We start from the raw sequence: 15,871 nt of genomic DNA on the forward strand, positions 1-15,871 counted from the left end.
ACAAAAAAATTTTGCAATCACGCCGTTTCGGGACATACTCGATGGCAAGAGCAAGGGCGTGTCCGGCCTGAACCGGGCCGCCCGGCGGCCGCGAAGATCGGCCGCCATGCCATTGGGGCAAGACGATCGGGACAGACGATCCACCCTGCCGGCTGGTCGGCGGGCCCAACCAACAGGAGAGTTCGCATGAACCAAGCTGAGTTTAACCGCCGCACATTCATGGCCCTGATGGGCGCCACCGCCGCCTCGGGCGCCTTCGGCACCGCGGCCCGGGCGCAGGAGGCGCTGAAGCTCTGGGCGCCGGGCATCGCCAAGGTCGGCGCGCAGGACTGGTCCGACATGGAGTCCCAGGCCGGGATCAGCATCAACGCCATCGCCAAATCGGCCCGCGCCGATGAATCGATCCAGAAGATGGTCGTGGGCGACGGCAACGCGCTTTACGACGCGATGACCGACAACGGCGGCGGCATGGAGGACGCGCTGGCCTCGCAGGGGGCGATCGCCGAGCTCGACATCTCGCGGATCCCGAACTGGGCCAATATCCTCGAGAGCTACCAGGAGGGCGGCGACAGCGCCGACACCATCCGCCACGACGGCAAGGTCTACGCCGTGCCCTATATCTCCAACGCCGACAGCCTGGCCTTCAACCACGAGGTCATCGGCGAGGAGCTGACCTCCTGGGAGGCGCTCTTCGACAGCCAGTTCCGCGGCCGGGCGGCGATGCAGAACGACTTCGGCCCGACGCTGACCAATACCGCGATCTACCTCAAGCAGTCCGGCAAGGGCGACATCGACAACCCCTCGGACATGACCGAGGACGAGGTGCGCCAGACCTGCGAGTTCCTCATCGACCTCAAGAAGAAGGGCCACTTCCGCACCTTCTGGGACGGGGTGCAGAACGGCGCGGACCTTCTGTCCTCGGAAGAGGTGCTGGTCTCCTCCTGCTGGGAGGTGATCCAGATCTTCGCGGCCCGCAAGAACGGCCAGGACATCCGCTACGGCACGATGAAGGAAGGTCACCAGAGCTGGAACAACATCGTCATGCTGACCCGCGGCGGCCAGGAGCGCGGCATGGAAGAGGCCTTCTACAGCCTCGCCAATGTCTACCTCAGCCCCTGGTTCGGCGCGCAGACCCTGGCGGGCCTGGGCTTCACCCCGCAGATGACCGGCGTGTCCGAGTTCGTCGAGGCCAACGGCGACATGTTCGACGATGACACCAAGGCGATCATGGCCGAGCGGCTCGAGCGCAAGCAGGCGCGCCGCGCGGTGGCCGGCAACTCCTGGCAGAACGTCTTCCCGACCAACATCCGGGCCTACCAGGACTGGTGGTCGCGCGTTCAGGCGGCCTGATCCACATGGCGGTGCAAAGCACAGAAACGGTCGGCGGGGCACGTCCCGTCGACCGGACCACGCCCCCCTGGCGCGAGCGGCTGGTGCCCTGGGTCTTCCGCGCACCGCTGATCTTCATGGTGATCTTCTTCGCCCTGCCGATGGCGATGACCGTGGTCTTCTCGGTCTTCGAGCGCACGATGTTCTGGATGGAGCCGGGCTTCACCCTGTTCTCCTACGAGAACTTCTTCTTCTCCGCGCGGCTGACGAACTTCCTCAACTCGATGAAATACTCGCTGATCTCGGTGGCGATCTGCTTCGTCTTCGGCTTCCCCATCGCGGTCTTCGTGCGCAAGTCGATCCCGCAGGTGGCCCAGCACCGGGTGGTGCTGCTGTTCATCCTGCCCTTCATGGTCTCCGAGATCATCCGCGTCTTCGCCCTGCGCCCGGTCCTGCAACGCAACGGGCTGGTGAACACCACGCTGATGGACCTCGGCATCATCGACGAGCCGATCACGGCGCTTCTCTACACCCATACCGGGGTGGTGATCGGCGAGGTACTGTCCTTCCTGCCCTTCATCGTCTTCTCGGGCTTCCTCGCGATGGAGGCGGTGCCGAAATACATCTTCGAGGTCTGCGACGACCTGGGCGTCGGCCCCTGGCGGCGCTTCAAGGACGTGATCCTGCCGCTCGCGGCGCCGGGGATCTTCGCGGGCTCGGTCTTCATCTTCGTCAACGGACTGGGCGTGGCGCTGCTGCCGAACATCCTGGGCGGGGCGGGGGCCGTGAACGCCGGGCTGATCGCCACGCAGGCGATCACCGCGCTCGACTTCCCGCTCGCCATGGCGGTGAGCGCGATCATGATGGCCACCCTGATGACGCTTCTGTGGATCGGGCACCGGCTTTTCGATCTCACCAAGATCCTCACCCCGCTGAGCTGAGGGCGCGCGCATGAACGACTACGACAATCCCTGGCTGCATCGCCTGAAGTGGGCCTACCTGCTCTTCGTGGTGCTGACGCTGATGACCCCGGTCCTCTACGTCATGTATGTCTCGTTCAACGCCAACGGCTTCGGCGCGAACGAATATGTCTTCACGCTCGAGTGGTACGGGCTGATCTTCTCGGACGAGCTGTTGATCGGCGCGCTGCGCTGGACGCTGATGCTGGCGGTGGTGGTGACCGTGATCACCGTGCCGATGGCGCTCTTGGCGGCCAAGCACTACAAGTCGGCGGGCAACAAGATCTTCCCGGTCTTCCTGCTTCTGGCGCCGCTGTTCGTGCCGCCGGACATCCTGGGCTCGGCGCTCCTGGTGTCCTTCAAGAACCTCAACATCGCCTTCATCTGGCTGGGCGACCAGCTCGGCACCGCGATGTTCGACGGCTGGTTCCGGCTGAGCTTCCTGACCGCGACGATCGGGCTGATCATCTACACGATCCCCTATTCCTTCGTGGTGATCCTGATCACCATGGGCCGCTACCGCCCCGAACAGACCGAGGCCGCGCGGGCCTGCGGGGCCAACGGCTGGCGCGCCTTCTGGGACATCGAGTTCCCGCAGATCCGCGCCGGTGTCTTCTCGGCCTGCGCCTTCACGGTGATCCTGGTCTTCAACGAATACACCCGCACGAGCCTTCTGAAGGGCGGGTTCGACACCTTCACCACGGTGCTGATCAGCCAGATGCTCAACACCGGCATGTCGCCGCAAAGCTATGCCATGTCCGCCATGGTCAGCTTCGTCGCCATCGCCGTGATCGGCTCCATCATCCTTTTCACCATGATCCGCGCCGAGAGCCTCTCGCGCGTGGCCCGCGCCAAGGCGGCGCCGGTGGGATCGTGACCCAGATCGAGACCCAGGGGACCCAGCAGATGACCGACAGCCAAGCTCCCGCCGTCGAGGTGCGCAACCTCGCCAAGCACTACGGTGACTTCGTGGCGCTCCAGAACGTCAATGTCTCGATCGGGGCCGGCGAGTATTTCGTCCTGCTCGGGCCCTCGGGCGGAGGCAAGACGACGCTCCTGCGCACCATCGGCGGCTTCCAGAAGCCGACCCACGGCGAGGTGCTGCTGCATGGCCGCAGCGTCGGCCACCTGCCGCCCGACAAACGCCCGACCAGCATGGTCTTCCAGGCCTATGCGCTGTTCCCGCACATGAGCGTGGAGCAGAACGTGGGCTACGGGCTCAAGGTCGCGGGGCTGCCGCGCGCGCAGGTCGGCGAAAAGGTCGCCGCGGCGCTGGAGCAGGTCGGGCTCACGCCCTTTGCCGCGCGCCGACCGCACGAGTTGTCGGGCGGCCAGCAGCAGCGCGTGCAGCTCGCCCGGGCCATCGTGCTCGACCGCGACATCCTGCTGCTCGACGAGCCGCTGGCGGCGCTGGATGCGCAGCTCCGCAAGGACATGTGCCTCGAGCTCAAGCACCTGCAGGAGAAGGTCGGCATCACCTTCATCCATGTCACCCACAACCAGGAAGAGGCGATGACCGTGGCCGACCGGATCGCGCTCATTGCCAATGGCGAGCTGGTGGAGTTCGGCCGCGCCCGCGACATCTACCGCGCGCCGGAGAAGACCTTCACCGCCAGCTTCGTGGGCGAGAACAACGTGCTGAAGGGCCGCGTCGCCGAGGCCGCGGGCAGCGAGATCATCGTCGACGTGGCGGGCTCGCGGCTGCAGGTCGACAAGCGCGGCCTCGCGGTCAGCGACGGGCAGGAGGTGACGCTCTCGATCCGCTCGGAATGCGTGGCGCTCGACCGGGTGAACGGGGCCGAGACGCCGGCGGACGGCTTCTCGATCACCGGGGCCTACGACGAGTCGGTCTACCTTGGTCTCACCACCTCGCACCTGGTGCATCTGCCCGACGGCACCGAGATGGTCAGCCGCGAGATCGCCGACAGCGACGAGCGCCTGCCCGAGGCCGGATCGCGCGTGCGGCTGTCCTGGAAGCCTTCCGACATCCGCCTGCACGTGGAGTGATCCCCATGCCCTCCAATCCGCGCATCCCCTTCCAGCTGTCCTCGGACCGCGCGCCGCTCGACGGGCCGGACGGCAAGCCGCTGATCGTCCATATCGTGATGAACATCGAATACTGGCCGATCGAGCGGGCCATGCCGCGCGGCATCATCCCCGCGCCGCATGGCGCCACCCCGGCGCCGCCGGATGTGCCGAACTTCTCCTGGGTGGAATACGGCATGCGCTGCGGCATGCCGCGCATCCTCGACATGCTTGACCGCAAGGGGCTGCCCTGTTCGGCCTTCATCAACGCCCAGGTCGCGGACGTCTACCCGACGCTCATGGGCGCGGTGAAGGACGCCGGCTGGGAACTGGTGGGCCACGGCTGGTTCCAGCAGTCGCTGAAACAGGCCGAGGATGAGGCCGACGTGATCCGCCGCAGCCTCGACCGGCTGGAGCGGGTGGCGGGCCACAGGCCCCGCGCCTGGCTCGGTCCGGGCCTCGGCGAAAGCGAGGACACCCCCGACATCCTCAAGTCCGAGGGCGTGGAGTTCCTGCACGACTGGGCGCTCGACGACCTGCCGGTCTGGATGAAGACCAAGCACGGGCCGCTTCTCGGGCTGCCCTATACCTTCGAGCTGAACGACGTGCCGGTCTACGCCATCCAGAACGGATCGAGCGACGAATACCTCAAGCGCGTCGAGGCGACGCTGGCCACCTTCGAGCGCGAGCTGGCCGCGCAGCCCCGGGTCATGACCCTGGCGCTGCATCCCCATATCATCGGCGTGCCGCATATCGCGCATTTCTTCGAGGCCGCGCTCGATCTGCTCATGGCGCGGGAGGACACCGTCTTCCTGACCTCGAGCGGCATCGGCGACTGGTATCTCGGGCAGGACCCCGACGGGGCCGCCCGGCTGATGGAGGCGCAGTGATGGCGGATCGTTCGCTTGCCCTCGACGGGCTCAAGGTGCTGGACCTCACCCGGGTGCGCGCCGGGCCGACCTGCTGCCGCGTGCTGGCCGATTTCGGCGCCGACGTGATCAAGATCGAGGCGCCGGTGGGCGCCGATCCTTCCGCCGGGGTCTCGGGGGCGCGGCACGGCTACGACATGCTGAACCTGCACCGCAACAAGCGGTCGCTGACGCTGAACCTCAAGGCGCCCGAGGGCCGCGCGCTGTTCCTGCGCATGGTCGAAAGCGCCGACGTGGTGGTCGAGAACTTCCGCCCCGACGTGAAGGACCGGCTGGGCATCGCCTATGACGATCTGAAGGCGGTGAACCCGCGGGTGATCCTGGCCTCGATCTCGGGCTTCGGGCAGGACGGGCCCTACGCGCGCCGGGCGGGCTTCGACCAGATCGCCCAGGGCATGGGCGGGCTCATGGGTGTCACCGGAGAGGCCGGCGGCGGGCCGATGCGCGCGGGCGCGGCGGTGGCCGACAGCGCCTCGGGGCTCTACGCGGCGATCGGCATCCTCGTGGCGCTGCAGGAGCGCGAACGCTCGGGGCAGGGGCAGTGGGTGCAAAGCTCGCTTCTCGAGGCGCAGATCGCGATGATGGACTTCCAGGCCGCGCGCTACCTCGTCGAGGGCGAAGTGCCGCAGAGCTCGGGCAACGATCACCCCTATGTCACGCCCATGGGCGTGGTCGCGACACGGGACGGATACCTCAACCTCGGCATCGGCAGCGATGCCCAGTGGCGGGCCTTCTGCGGCCTGATCGACCAGCCCGACTGGGGCGAGGACGCAAAATGGGCGACAAATGCCGCCCGCTTCGAGCGCCGGGCGGAGCTTTGGGACCTGCTGAACCCGATCTTCGCCGAGCGCGACACCGCCGATTGGGTCGAAGCCCTCGAGGCGGTCGGCGTGCCTGCCGGGCCGATCTACAAGATGGACGAGGTCTTCGCCGATCCGCAGGTCAACCACCTCGGCATCGCCGCCCCCGTCCACCACCACGCCCGCGGCGAGACGCGGCTGGTGGGCCAGCCGGTGACGCTCTCGCGGACGCCGGCCTCGATCTACATGTCCGCGCCCGATGCGGGCGCCCATTCCGAGGCGATCCTGGCCGAGGCCGGCCTGTCGCCCGAGGAGATCGCCGCGCTGAGGGCGCGCAACGTCATCTGAAGGACAGAGCCATGAACCACTACGACCCCGACATGATCACGATGCCGGTTGCCCCGGCCTTCGAGGATATCCGCGACGCGGTGGCGCGGCTCTGCGACGACTTCCCCAACGAATACTGGCTGAAGCTCGACAAGGAGGACGCCTATCCCCACGACTTCGTCACCGCGCTGACCGAAAGCGGCTTTCTCGGCGCGCTGATCCCCGAGGAATACGGCGGCTCGGGCCTGCCGCTCGCCGCTGCCGCCGCGGTGCTCGAGACGATCCACGCCAAGGGCTGCAACGCCGCCGCCTGCCACGCGCAGATGTACACCATGGGCACGGTGCTGAAGCATGGCTCCGAGGCGCAGAAGCAGAAATACCTGCCGAAGATCGCCACCGGCGAGCTGCGCCTGCAGGCCTTCGGGGTGACCGAACCCACCACCGGCAGCGACACCACCCAGCTCAAGACCCGGGCCGAGAAGACCGACAAGGGCACCTATGTCGTGAACGGCCAGAAGGTCTGGACCTCGCGGGCCTTCGAGTCGGACCTGATGCTGCTCCTTGCGCGGACCACGCCGGCGGACCAGTGCAAGAAGCGCTCGGACGGGATGTCGGTCTTCCTCATCGACATGAACGAGGCGCGGCAGAACGGGCTCTCGCTCACCAAGATCGACGCGATGATCAACCACAACACCTGCGAGGTCTTCTTCGACAGCGTCGAGATCCCCGCCGACACGCTGGTCGGGGAAGAGGGCAAGGGCTTCAAGTATATCGTCGACAGCATGAACGCCGAGCGCATCCTGATCGCCAGCGAATGCATCGGGGACGCCAAGTTCTTCATCGAGAAGGCCTGCGAATACGCCAATGACCGCAGCGTCTTCGGCCGGCCGATCGGCGCCAACCAGGGCATCCAGTTCCCTCTGGCCGACGCCTATGCCAAGGCGCAGGCGGCCGAGCTTATGGTCTCCAAAGCGGCGGCGATGTTCGACGCGGGCCAGAAGGCGGCCGCCGAGGCGAACCTCGCGAAGCTGCTCGCCGCCGATGCCTCCTGGGCCTGCGCCGAAGCCTGCATGCAGGTCTATGGCGGTTTCGCCTTCGCCCGCGAATACGGGATCGAGCGCAAGTGGCGCGAGGCGCGGCTTTATCAGACCGCGCCGATCTCGAAGAACATGATCTTCGGCTACCTGGGCCAGCACGTCCTGGGGCTGCCGCGAAGCTACTGAGCGCCGGGCCCTTTCGGGCCGGCGTCACCGGCGGGCGGGGGGCAAGCCCCGCGCCGCCGGACCGCGCGGGCGGGCTCCCTGTGCCGTCCGCGCGTTTTTTCTCACCCGCCGGGTTCGGGCCCAGGCGGGTAGTCTTTCCGCGCCCGTGCGCCAGATGCTTCATATTTAAATTATTGATTTATGAAGGATCTTTCCCGCGCCCCCGGTGCCGCATCTGCCGCCCGGCGCGGCTTTGAACGCAAGACCAAGGCACCAAAGGCTTTCCGCGCTGCGAAAGTGACCCAGGGAAAGGCGCCGGCTTCCTTGCGGCCTGCTCTGACTTCGCTATCATCCCAATTCTCGAACGGGGCCAAAGAGCTCCGGTTCAGTCACAGGGAGTATTCTTATGAAATCCACCGGCATTCTTGCCGCGGCGCTTCTTGCCAGCACGGCATTGAGCGCGCAGGCCGAAACGCTGCGCTGGGCGCGCGCGGGCGACAGCCTGACGCTCGACCCGCACGCGCAGAACGAAGGTCCGACGCACACGCTGTCGCACCAGATCTACGAGCCGCTGATCATCCGCGACATGACGGGTGAGTTCCAGGCCGCCCTGGCGACCGACTGGGCGCCCAAGGAAGACGATCCGAACGTCTGGGTGTTCAACCTCCGCGAAGGCGTGACCTATCACGACGGCGCCGAGTTCACCGCCGAGGACGTGGTCTTCTCGATCAACCGCGCGAAGTCCGAGGACTCGGACATGAAGGAGCTGCTGAACTCCATCACCGAGGTGCGCGCGGTCGACGACCTGACCGTCGAGTTCGTCACCGACGGGCCGAACCCGATCCTGCCGGCGAACCTCACCAACCTGTTCATGATGGACAAGGGCTGGGCCGAGGCCAATGACGCCACCGACGTGCAGGACATGGAAGGCGGCGAGACCACCTTTGCCGCGACCAACGCCAACGGCACCGGCGCCTACAAGCTCGTCAGCCGCGAGCCCGACGTGCGCACGGTTCTGGAACAGAACCCCGATTACTGGGGCATGGACCAGTTCCCGATGGAGGTGACCGAGATCATCTACACCCCGATCCAGAACGCCGCGACCCGCGTCGCCGCGCTGCTCTCGGGCGAGGTGGACTTCATCCAGGACGTGCCGGTGCAGGACCTCGGCCGCGTCGGCGACACCGAGGGCCTCGTGGTCAAGACCGCCCCGCAGAACCGGGTGATCTTCTTCGGCCTGAACATGGGCGCCGATGACATCGCCAACGATGACGTCGAGGGCGAGAACCCGCTGGCCAGCAAAGAGGTGCGCCAGGCCATGTCGATGGCGGTGAACCGCGACGCGATCCAGCAGGTCGTGATGCGCGGCCAGAGCCAGCCCGCCGGCATGATCGCCCCGCCCTTCGTGAACGGCTGGACCGAAGAGATGGACCAGTCCACCACCGACGTCGAGGCCGCCAAGGCCCTGATGGAGGAAGCGGGCTACGGGGACGGCTTCTCGATCCAGCTCGACTGCCCGAACGATCGCTACATCAACGACGAGGCGATCTGCCAGGCCGTCGTGGGCATGCTCGCCCAGATCGGCGTGACCGTGAACCTGGACGCCAAGCCCAAGGCCCAGCACTTCCCGCTGATCACCAACGGCGAGACCGACTTCTACATGCTCGGCTGGGGCGTTCCGACCTATGACTCGGAATACATCTTCAACTTCCTGGTTCACACCCGCGGCCCCGAGCGCGGCAGCTGGAACGGCACCGGCTTCTCCGACAGCGCGATCGACGAGAAGATCGTGAGCCTCGCCTCCGAGACCGACCTCGAGGCGCGGAACGCGACCATCGGCGAGATCTGGCAGACCGTCCAGGACGAGACGCTCTACATCCCGGTGCACCACCAGGTGCTGAACTGGGGCATGACCGAGGGTGTCGGCATCGAGGTCAGCCCGGAAGACGATCCGAAGTTCAAGTTCTTCGAGATGAACTGAGGTTTGGCCGGCGCCTGAGCGCGCCGCCCATGATCCCGGACCCGGACGCGGCTGGCCCGCGTCCGGGCAACCGCATTAGCTGAAGGATGACTGCCATGAGACTGCCCCTCGCTCTTGTCGCGGTTGCGGCGCTGACCGCGCCTGCCGCCGCCGAACCCTTCCGCTGGGCGGGACAGACCGACCCCAACACCATGGACCCGCATGCGGGCAACTCCGCGCCGGTCCTGGGTTTCCTGAACAATGTCTACGAAGGCCTCGTGCGCCGGAACCAGGACATGGAGATCGAGCCCGCGCTCGCCACCTCCTGGGAGCCGCTCGAGGACGGGCCGGGCTGGCGGTTCACCCTGCGCGAAGGCGTGACCTTCCACGACGGGTCCGAGTTCACCGCCGAGGACGTGGTCTTTTCGTATGAGCGCGCCTCTTCCGCCGAGGCCGATACCGCGAGCTGGTTCTCGGGTGTGACCGAGGTCACGGCGCCCGACGATTACACCGTGGTGATGCGCACCGAGGCGCCGAACCCGATCTTCCCCGACAGCATCGCCAACTGGATGATGATGGACAAGGGCTGGTCCGAGGCCAACGACGTGGCCCGCCCCAACATCGAGCGCGGCAACTACGCGACGATCAACACCAACGGCACCGGCGCCTTCATGGTGACCGAACGCGAGCCGGGCCTGCGCACCGTGCTCGAGCCGCATGAAAGCTGGTGGGGCGAGGCCGACCACAACGTCACCCAGGGCATCTTCACCCCGATCGAGAACTCCGCGACCGCGGTGGCGGCGCTGCTCTCGGGCGAGGTCGACATGATCAACCCGGTGCCCGTCCAGGACGCGCAGCGCATCGACCAGGCCGAGGGCGTGCAGCTCCTGCGCGGCATCGAGGCGCGGGTGATGATGTTCGGCTTCAGCCAGGACAAGGAGACGCTCCTGGCCTCCGAGGAGGAGAACCCCTTCCAGGATCCGCGCGTCCGCCAGGCGGTGGGCCATGCGATCAACGTGCCGGCGATCCTGCAGACCACCATGCGCGGGGCGGCCGAACCGGCGGCGCAGCTCGTCAGCGCGGCGATGCGCGGCTATTCCGACAGCCTTTCCGAGCGGCCGGCCTTCGACCCCGAGCGCGCCCGCGCGCTCCTGGCCGAGGCGGGCTACGAAGAGGGCTTCTCGTTCCAGCTCAAGTGCCCGAACGACCGCTACATCAACGATGAATCGGTCTGCCAGGCGGCGGTCGCCATGCTGGCCCAGGTCGGGCTCGACGCCCAGCTCGAGGCCATGCCGGTGCGCAACTACTGGCCCGAGCTTCGCGCCGACAACTACGACATGTATCTGCTCGGCTGGTCGCCCGGCACCTTCGACGCGGAACATCCCTTCCGCTTCCTGGTGCACACCCCGCAGGAGAACATCGGCACCTGGAACTTCGGCGGCTATTCCAACCCGCGGGTGGACGAGCTGATCCCGATGGTGCAGGCCGAGATCGACGAGGAGGCCCGACAGGGCATGCTCGACGAAATCGCCGGCATCGTGCAGGAAGACGCGGTCTACCTGCCGCTTTATGTGCAGCCGCTCCTTTGGGGCGCGGCCGAGAACGTGGAACTCACCCAGCGCGAAGACAACTTCTTCATCCTGCGCTGGGTCACCGTGAACTGAGGGCTCATGCTCGCCTATATCATCCGCCGGGTCGCCCAATCGATCCTCGTGCTGTTCGTCGTGGGCCTGGTGGCCTTCTCGATGTTCCGCTTCGTGGGCGACCCGATCGACAACATGCTGGGGCAGGAACGCACCCAGTCCGACGTTGAACGCCTGCGCACCGAGCTGGGGCTCGATCAGCCCTTCCCGGTGCAATATTACCGCTTCCTCGAACAGGCGGTGCAGGGCAACTTCGGGCTGAGCTACCGCCAGGGGCGTCCGGTCTCGGAGATCCTCATAGAGCGGCTGCCCGCCACCCTGGAACTCGCCACCGTCTCGGGCATCCTCGCGCTTGTGGGGGGCATCGGGCTCGGGATCTTCACCGCGATCCGAAGGCGGGGCACCGCGGCCAATGTCATCATGACACTGTCACTGGTGGGGGTATCACTCCCGACGTTCCTGATCGGCATCCTGCTGATCTACGTCTTCTCGGTGGAACTTGGCTGGCTGCCCTCGTTCGGGCGCGGCGAGGTCACCTGGATCGGCGGCTGGTCCACCGGTTTCCTGACCGAAAGCGGGCTGAAGGCACTGATCCTGCCGGCGATCACGCTGGGGCTCTACCAGATGACGCTGATCATGCGGCTGGTGCGCACCGAGATGCTCGAGGTCTTGCGCATGGACTACGTGCGCTTCGCCCGGGCCCGGGGCATCAAGGAACGCGCGATCAACTTCCGCCACGCGCTGAAGAACACGCTGGTGCCGGTGATCACCATCACCGGCCTGCAGCTCGGCTCGATCATCGCCTTCGCGATTATCACCGAGACGGTCTTCCAGTGGCCGGGGGTGGGGCTGTTGTTCATCAACGCCATCCAGTTCGTCGATATCCCCGTGATGGCCGCTTACCTGATGCTGATCTCGGTGATGTTCGTCGGCATCAACCTGATCGTCGACATGCTCTATTTCGCCATCGACCCGCGTCTCAGGGTCGACCGGACCGCAGGAGGTCACTGATGTCCGAAGTGCAGACCGAAGCCAAGGTGCGGCCGGGACGGCTGGCCCGCGCCTGGGACAGCGATCTGGCCTATTCCTTCCGCCATACCCCCGTCGCGGTGGTCTCGGCGGTGGTGGTGTCGATCCTGATCCTCGCGGCCGTCTTCGCGCCGCTGGTGGCGCCGCACAATCCCTTCGATCCCGCCACGCTGAACCTGATGAACGGCTTCACCCCGCCGGGGCAGCCGAACCAGTTCACCCAGGATTACTTCCTGCTCGGCACCGACGACCAGGGCCGCGACGTCTTCTCGACGATCCTCTACGGGATGCGGATCTCGCTTTTCGTGGGCTTCGCCGCGGTGATGCTGGCCATGGTGATCGGGGTTCTGCTGGGGCTGCTCGCGGGCTACCTCGGCGGCTGGACCGAGACGGTGATCATGCGCATCGCCGACATCCAGCTGACCTTCCCGGCGATCCTCGTGGCGATGCTGATCTTCGGCATCGCCAAGGGCATCACCCCGCCGGAATACCGCGACCAGATGGCGATCTGGGTGCTGATCCTGGCGATCGGCCTGTCGGACTGGGTGCAGTTCGCCCGCGTGGTGCGCGGCGCCACGCTGGTCGAGAAGAACCGCGAATACGTCCAGGCGGCGCGGCTCATCGGGCGCTCGCCCTTCTCGATCATGCTGCGGCACATCCTGCCCAACGTGCTGAACCCGGTGCTGGTCATCGCGACCATCAGCCTCGCGCTGGCGATCATCGCCGAGGCGACGCTGTCCTTCCTGGGCGTGGGCGCGCCGCCGACGAAACCCTCGCTCGGCACGCTGATCCGCATCGGCCAGGAGTTCATGTTCTCCGGCGAATGGTGGATCCTGTTCTTCCCCGCCGTGACCCTGCTGGCGCTGGCCCTGTCGATCAACCTTCTGGGCGACTGGCTGCGCGATGCGCTCAATCCGAAACTGAGGTGAGGCGATGAGCACACCCGTTCTGTCCGTCCGCGACCTGGTCGTGGAAATTCCAACGCGCCGTGGAGTCCTGCGGCCGGTGAACCAGGTGAGCTACGACATCCACGCCGGGGAGATCCTCGGCGTGGTGGGCGAATCCGGCGCCGGCAAGTCGATGACCGGCAACGCGGTGATCGGCCTTCTGGACCGCCCCGCGCGCATCGTCTCGGGCGAGGTGCTCCTGGGCGGCGAGCCCGTGCACCAGCTCAAGGGCGAGCGGCTGCGCAAGCTGCGCGGGCGCAAGATGGGGATGATCTTCCAGGATCCTCTGACCTCGCTGAACCCGCTTCTGACGGTGGGCGAGCAGCTGACCGAGACCATCACCGAGCACCTTAACGTGGGCCAGTCCGAGGCCCGCCGCCGCGCCATCGCGGCGCTCGACGAGGTCGGCATCCCGGCGGCCTCGCAGCGCATCGGCTCTTACCCGCACGAGTTCTCGGGCGGCATGCGGCAGCGCGTGGTGATCGCGCTGGCGCTCTGTGCCGAGCCCGACCTGGTGATCGCCGACGAGCCGACCACCGCGCTCGACGTCTCGGTGCAGGCGCAGATCGTGGCGCTCCTGAAGCGGCTCTGCCGCGAAAAGGGCGTGGCGGTCATGCTGGTCACCCACGACATGGGCGTGATCGCCGAGGCCGCCGACCGCGTGGCGGTGATGTATGCCGGCCGCCTGGCCGAGCTCGGCCCGGTGCGCGAGGTCATCACCAACGCCCGGCACCCCTATACCGCGGGGCTCATGGCCTCGACGCCGCTGGCCAGCCGCGGCCAGAAGCGGCTGCGCCAGATCCCCGGCGCCATGCCGCGCCTCGACAACCTGCCCGCGGGCTGCGCCTTCCATCCGCGCTGCGACCGGGCCGAAGCCGCCTGCCGCCAGGACCCGCCGCCGAGCCTCTCGGCCTGCGACGGGCGCGCGGCCTGCTGGTTCCCCCTGACCGACAAGACCAAGGCCACTGCATGAGCGCGATCGTCAAAGTCTCGGACCTCACCCGTATCTTCGATGTCTCGAAACCCTGGCTGAACCGGGTGATCGAGCGCAGCCCCCGGGCGCTTCTGACCGCCGTCTCCGAGGTCAGCTTCGAGATCGAGGAAAACTCCGTCTATGCGCTGGTGGGCGAATCCGGCTCGGGCAAGTCGACCATCGGCAAGATCATCGTGGGCCTGGTGCCGCCCTCCGAGGGCCACGTCGAGGTCGACGGCGTCGATCTCGCGACCGAGACCGATGCCGAGAAGATCGAGTCGATCCGCTCGGAGATCCAGATGATCTTCCAGGATCCCTATGCCTCGCTGAACCCGCGCTGGACGGTGCGGGACATCATCGCCGAGCCGGTCGCCGTGCGCGGCGGCAAGACCGACGGGCTGGCCGAGCGGTTGCTCGAACAGGTGGGCCTCTCGGGGGCGGATGCGGGCAAATATCCGCACGAGTTCTCGGGCGGCCAGCGGCAGCGGATCTGCATCGCGCGGGCGCTGGCGGCGGGCCCGCGGATCATCGTCTGCGACGAACCGACCTCGGCGCTGGACGTCTCGGTGCAGAGCCAGGTGCTGAACCTGATGTCCGACCTGCGCGAGGAGCTGGGGCTGACCTATCTCTTCATCAGCCACGACCTGACGGTGGTGCACCACATGGCCGACAAGATCGGCGTGCTCTACCTCGGCGGGCTGGTCGAGGAAGCGCCGCGCGACCGGCTCTTCGACGATCCCAAGCATCCCTATACGCAGATGCTCTTCGACGCCGCGCCGCGCATGGATGCCTTCGGGCGCGAGGTCGAACCGCCGAAGGGCGAGATCCCGGATGCGATCAACCCGCCGCCGGGCTGCCCCTATCACCCGCGCTGCCCGATCGCGGTGGACCGCTGCCGCAAGGAACGCCCCGAGCTGCGCCGCCTGGGCGAGACGCGGGTCGCCTGCCACCTGGCCGAATAGGGCCGGGCGGGCGGTCTTGGGCGTGTCTTCGACGGGGGGTTAGGTCTGCGGCCGGGGGAGACCCCGGCCTGGGGCCTCAGCCCATCCGCTGCGCCTCGCTGGGGACCGCGCGGGGGAAGTCCTCCTGCGCGCCTTCGGCGAGCTGGGAGGTGATGCCCGCGGCCACGCGCATCGTCTCGGAGGCGTTGTTGCGCATCATCGCTACCACGACCTTCTGCAGGTTCTCCTGCAGCGCGCGCCAGCAGCCGTCGGGGTCGGCGGCGTAGTCCGCCACCCGCCAGCGGATCACCCGCCAATGCGCCACGGTCAGCGCATGGGCCAGCACGTCGTCGGGCAGGATCGAGGCCATGGAGCGGCAGATGCTGATCGCGTAGCGGGCGTAGAGGTCCATCGAATGTTCGGTGGTGTTCTGGGCGACCAGCGACTGGCCGACCATCTCGATCTTGGCACCGTCGTCGACCTTGGCGCCGACGCAGCAATTGGCGGCGGCGGTGGCGATCTCGGCGTAGACCTTGAAGGCCATGCCGCGGTCGGTGTCGTAGAGGCTCGAGATCACCGTTCCGACGCCCGGCCGGGTTTCCACGAGCCCGGCGATGGCCAGTTCCTGGAGCACCTGGCGGACCGGCGTGCGCGACACGCCCAGCTCTTCGGCGAGGGCGGTTTCATGCAGGACGGTTGTCGTGTCGGTGGGTGCGAGCAGGACCTTGGTCAGCACGACATCGAGCGTATCGTCGTAGGTGCGTAGCTCTGTGGTGGCCATGGGATTCCCAGATCAACTGCCGAAAA

The 15,871-nt window shown here is 67.0% G+C and carries 14 protein-coding genes; 13 read left to right on the top strand and 1 reads right to left on the bottom strand.

The features are described 5' to 3' along the window. The first annotated feature begins 186 nt into the window (after positions 1-186). From ACX938_RS07570 to ACX938_RS07630, 13 genes are all read left to right on the top strand, one after another. Positions 187-1,350 (top strand): ABC transporter substrate-binding protein, encoded by a 1,164-nt coding sequence (locus ACX938_RS07570; RefSeq protein WP_232754327.1) that lies wholly within the window; start codon positions 187-189, stop codon positions 1,348-1,350. Continuing rightward, a complete protein-coding gene (locus tag ACX938_RS07575; protein ID WP_232754326.1) occupies positions 1,326-2,270 on the top strand; it encodes an ABC transporter permease in 945 nt (314 codons plus the stop codon). The genes ACX938_RS07570 and ACX938_RS07575 overlap by 25 nt, the downstream gene beginning before the upstream one ends. 10 nt (positions 2,271-2,280) lie before the next feature. Then, positions 2,281-3,165 carry an ABC transporter permease gene (locus tag ACX938_RS07580; protein WP_232754325.1) on the top strand — a complete coding sequence of 295 codons (885 nt, stop codon included), beginning with the start codon at positions 2,281-2,283 and terminating at the stop codon, positions 3,163-3,165. Further along, entirely contained in the window at positions 3,162-4,295 is a 1,134-nt protein-coding gene (locus tag ACX938_RS07585; RefSeq protein ID WP_459430606.1) for an ABC transporter ATP-binding protein, read from the top strand. Before ACX938_RS07580 ends, ACX938_RS07585 begins: the two co-directional genes overlap by 4 nt. Positions 4,296-4,300: 5 nt before the next feature. Continuing rightward, positions 4,301-5,203, top strand: a complete 903-nt coding sequence (locus tag ACX938_RS07590; protein WP_232754323.1) for a polysaccharide deacetylase family protein — start codon at positions 4,301-4,303, stop codon at positions 5,201-5,203. Next, on the top strand, positions 5,203-6,390 hold the full coding sequence (locus ACX938_RS07595; protein ID WP_459430607.1) for a CaiB/BaiF CoA transferase family protein: 1,188 nt from the start codon (positions 5,203-5,205) through the stop codon (positions 6,388-6,390). Before ACX938_RS07590 ends, ACX938_RS07595 begins: the two co-directional genes overlap by 1 nt. An 11-nt stretch (positions 6,391-6,401) precedes the next feature. Beyond that, positions 6,402-7,592: an acyl-CoA dehydrogenase family protein gene (locus tag ACX938_RS07600; RefSeq protein WP_459430608.1), complete on the top strand. Its 1,191-nt coding sequence runs from the start codon at positions 6,402-6,404 to the stop codon at positions 7,590-7,592. A 385-nt stretch (positions 7,593-7,977) separates the two neighbouring features. Further along, entirely contained in the window at positions 7,978-9,552 is a 1,575-nt protein-coding gene (locus ACX938_RS07605; RefSeq protein WP_232754320.1) for an ABC transporter substrate-binding protein, read from the top strand. A gap of 86 nt (positions 9,553-9,638) precedes the next feature. Next, complete coding sequence (locus tag ACX938_RS07610) at positions 9,639-11,195, top strand: ABC transporter substrate-binding protein (RefSeq protein ID WP_459430609.1); 1,557 nt, start codon at positions 9,639-9,641, stop codon at positions 11,193-11,195. A gap of 6 nt (positions 11,196-11,201) precedes the next feature. Beyond that, positions 11,202-12,185, top strand: a complete 984-nt coding sequence (locus ACX938_RS07615; protein WP_459430610.1) for an ABC transporter permease — start codon at positions 11,202-11,204, stop codon at positions 12,183-12,185. Then, on the top strand, positions 12,185-13,132 hold the full coding sequence (locus tag ACX938_RS07620; protein ID WP_232754317.1) for an ABC transporter permease: 948 nt from the start codon (positions 12,185-12,187) through the stop codon (positions 13,130-13,132). Before ACX938_RS07615 ends, ACX938_RS07620 begins: the two co-directional genes overlap by 1 nt. A 4-nt stretch (positions 13,133-13,136) precedes the next feature. Next, entirely contained in the window at positions 13,137-14,123 is a 987-nt protein-coding gene (locus tag ACX938_RS07625) for an ABC transporter ATP-binding protein (RefSeq protein WP_459430611.1), read from the top strand. Beyond that, on the top strand, positions 14,120-15,085 hold the full coding sequence (locus ACX938_RS07630) for an ABC transporter ATP-binding protein (RefSeq protein ID WP_232754315.1): 966 nt from the start codon (positions 14,120-14,122) through the stop codon (positions 15,083-15,085). The genes ACX938_RS07625 and ACX938_RS07630 overlap by 4 nt, the downstream gene beginning before the upstream one ends. Before the next feature lie 76 nt (positions 15,086-15,161). On the opposite strand, the gene ACX938_RS07635 is transcribed toward ACX938_RS07630, so the two are convergent. Next, complete coding sequence (locus ACX938_RS07635; protein ID WP_459430612.1) at positions 15,162-15,845, bottom strand: winged helix-turn-helix domain-containing protein; 684 nt, start codon at positions 15,843-15,845, stop codon at positions 15,162-15,164. Positions 15,846-15,871 lie beyond the last annotated feature (26 nt).

This window comes from Roseivivax sp. (genome assembly GCF_054552075.1).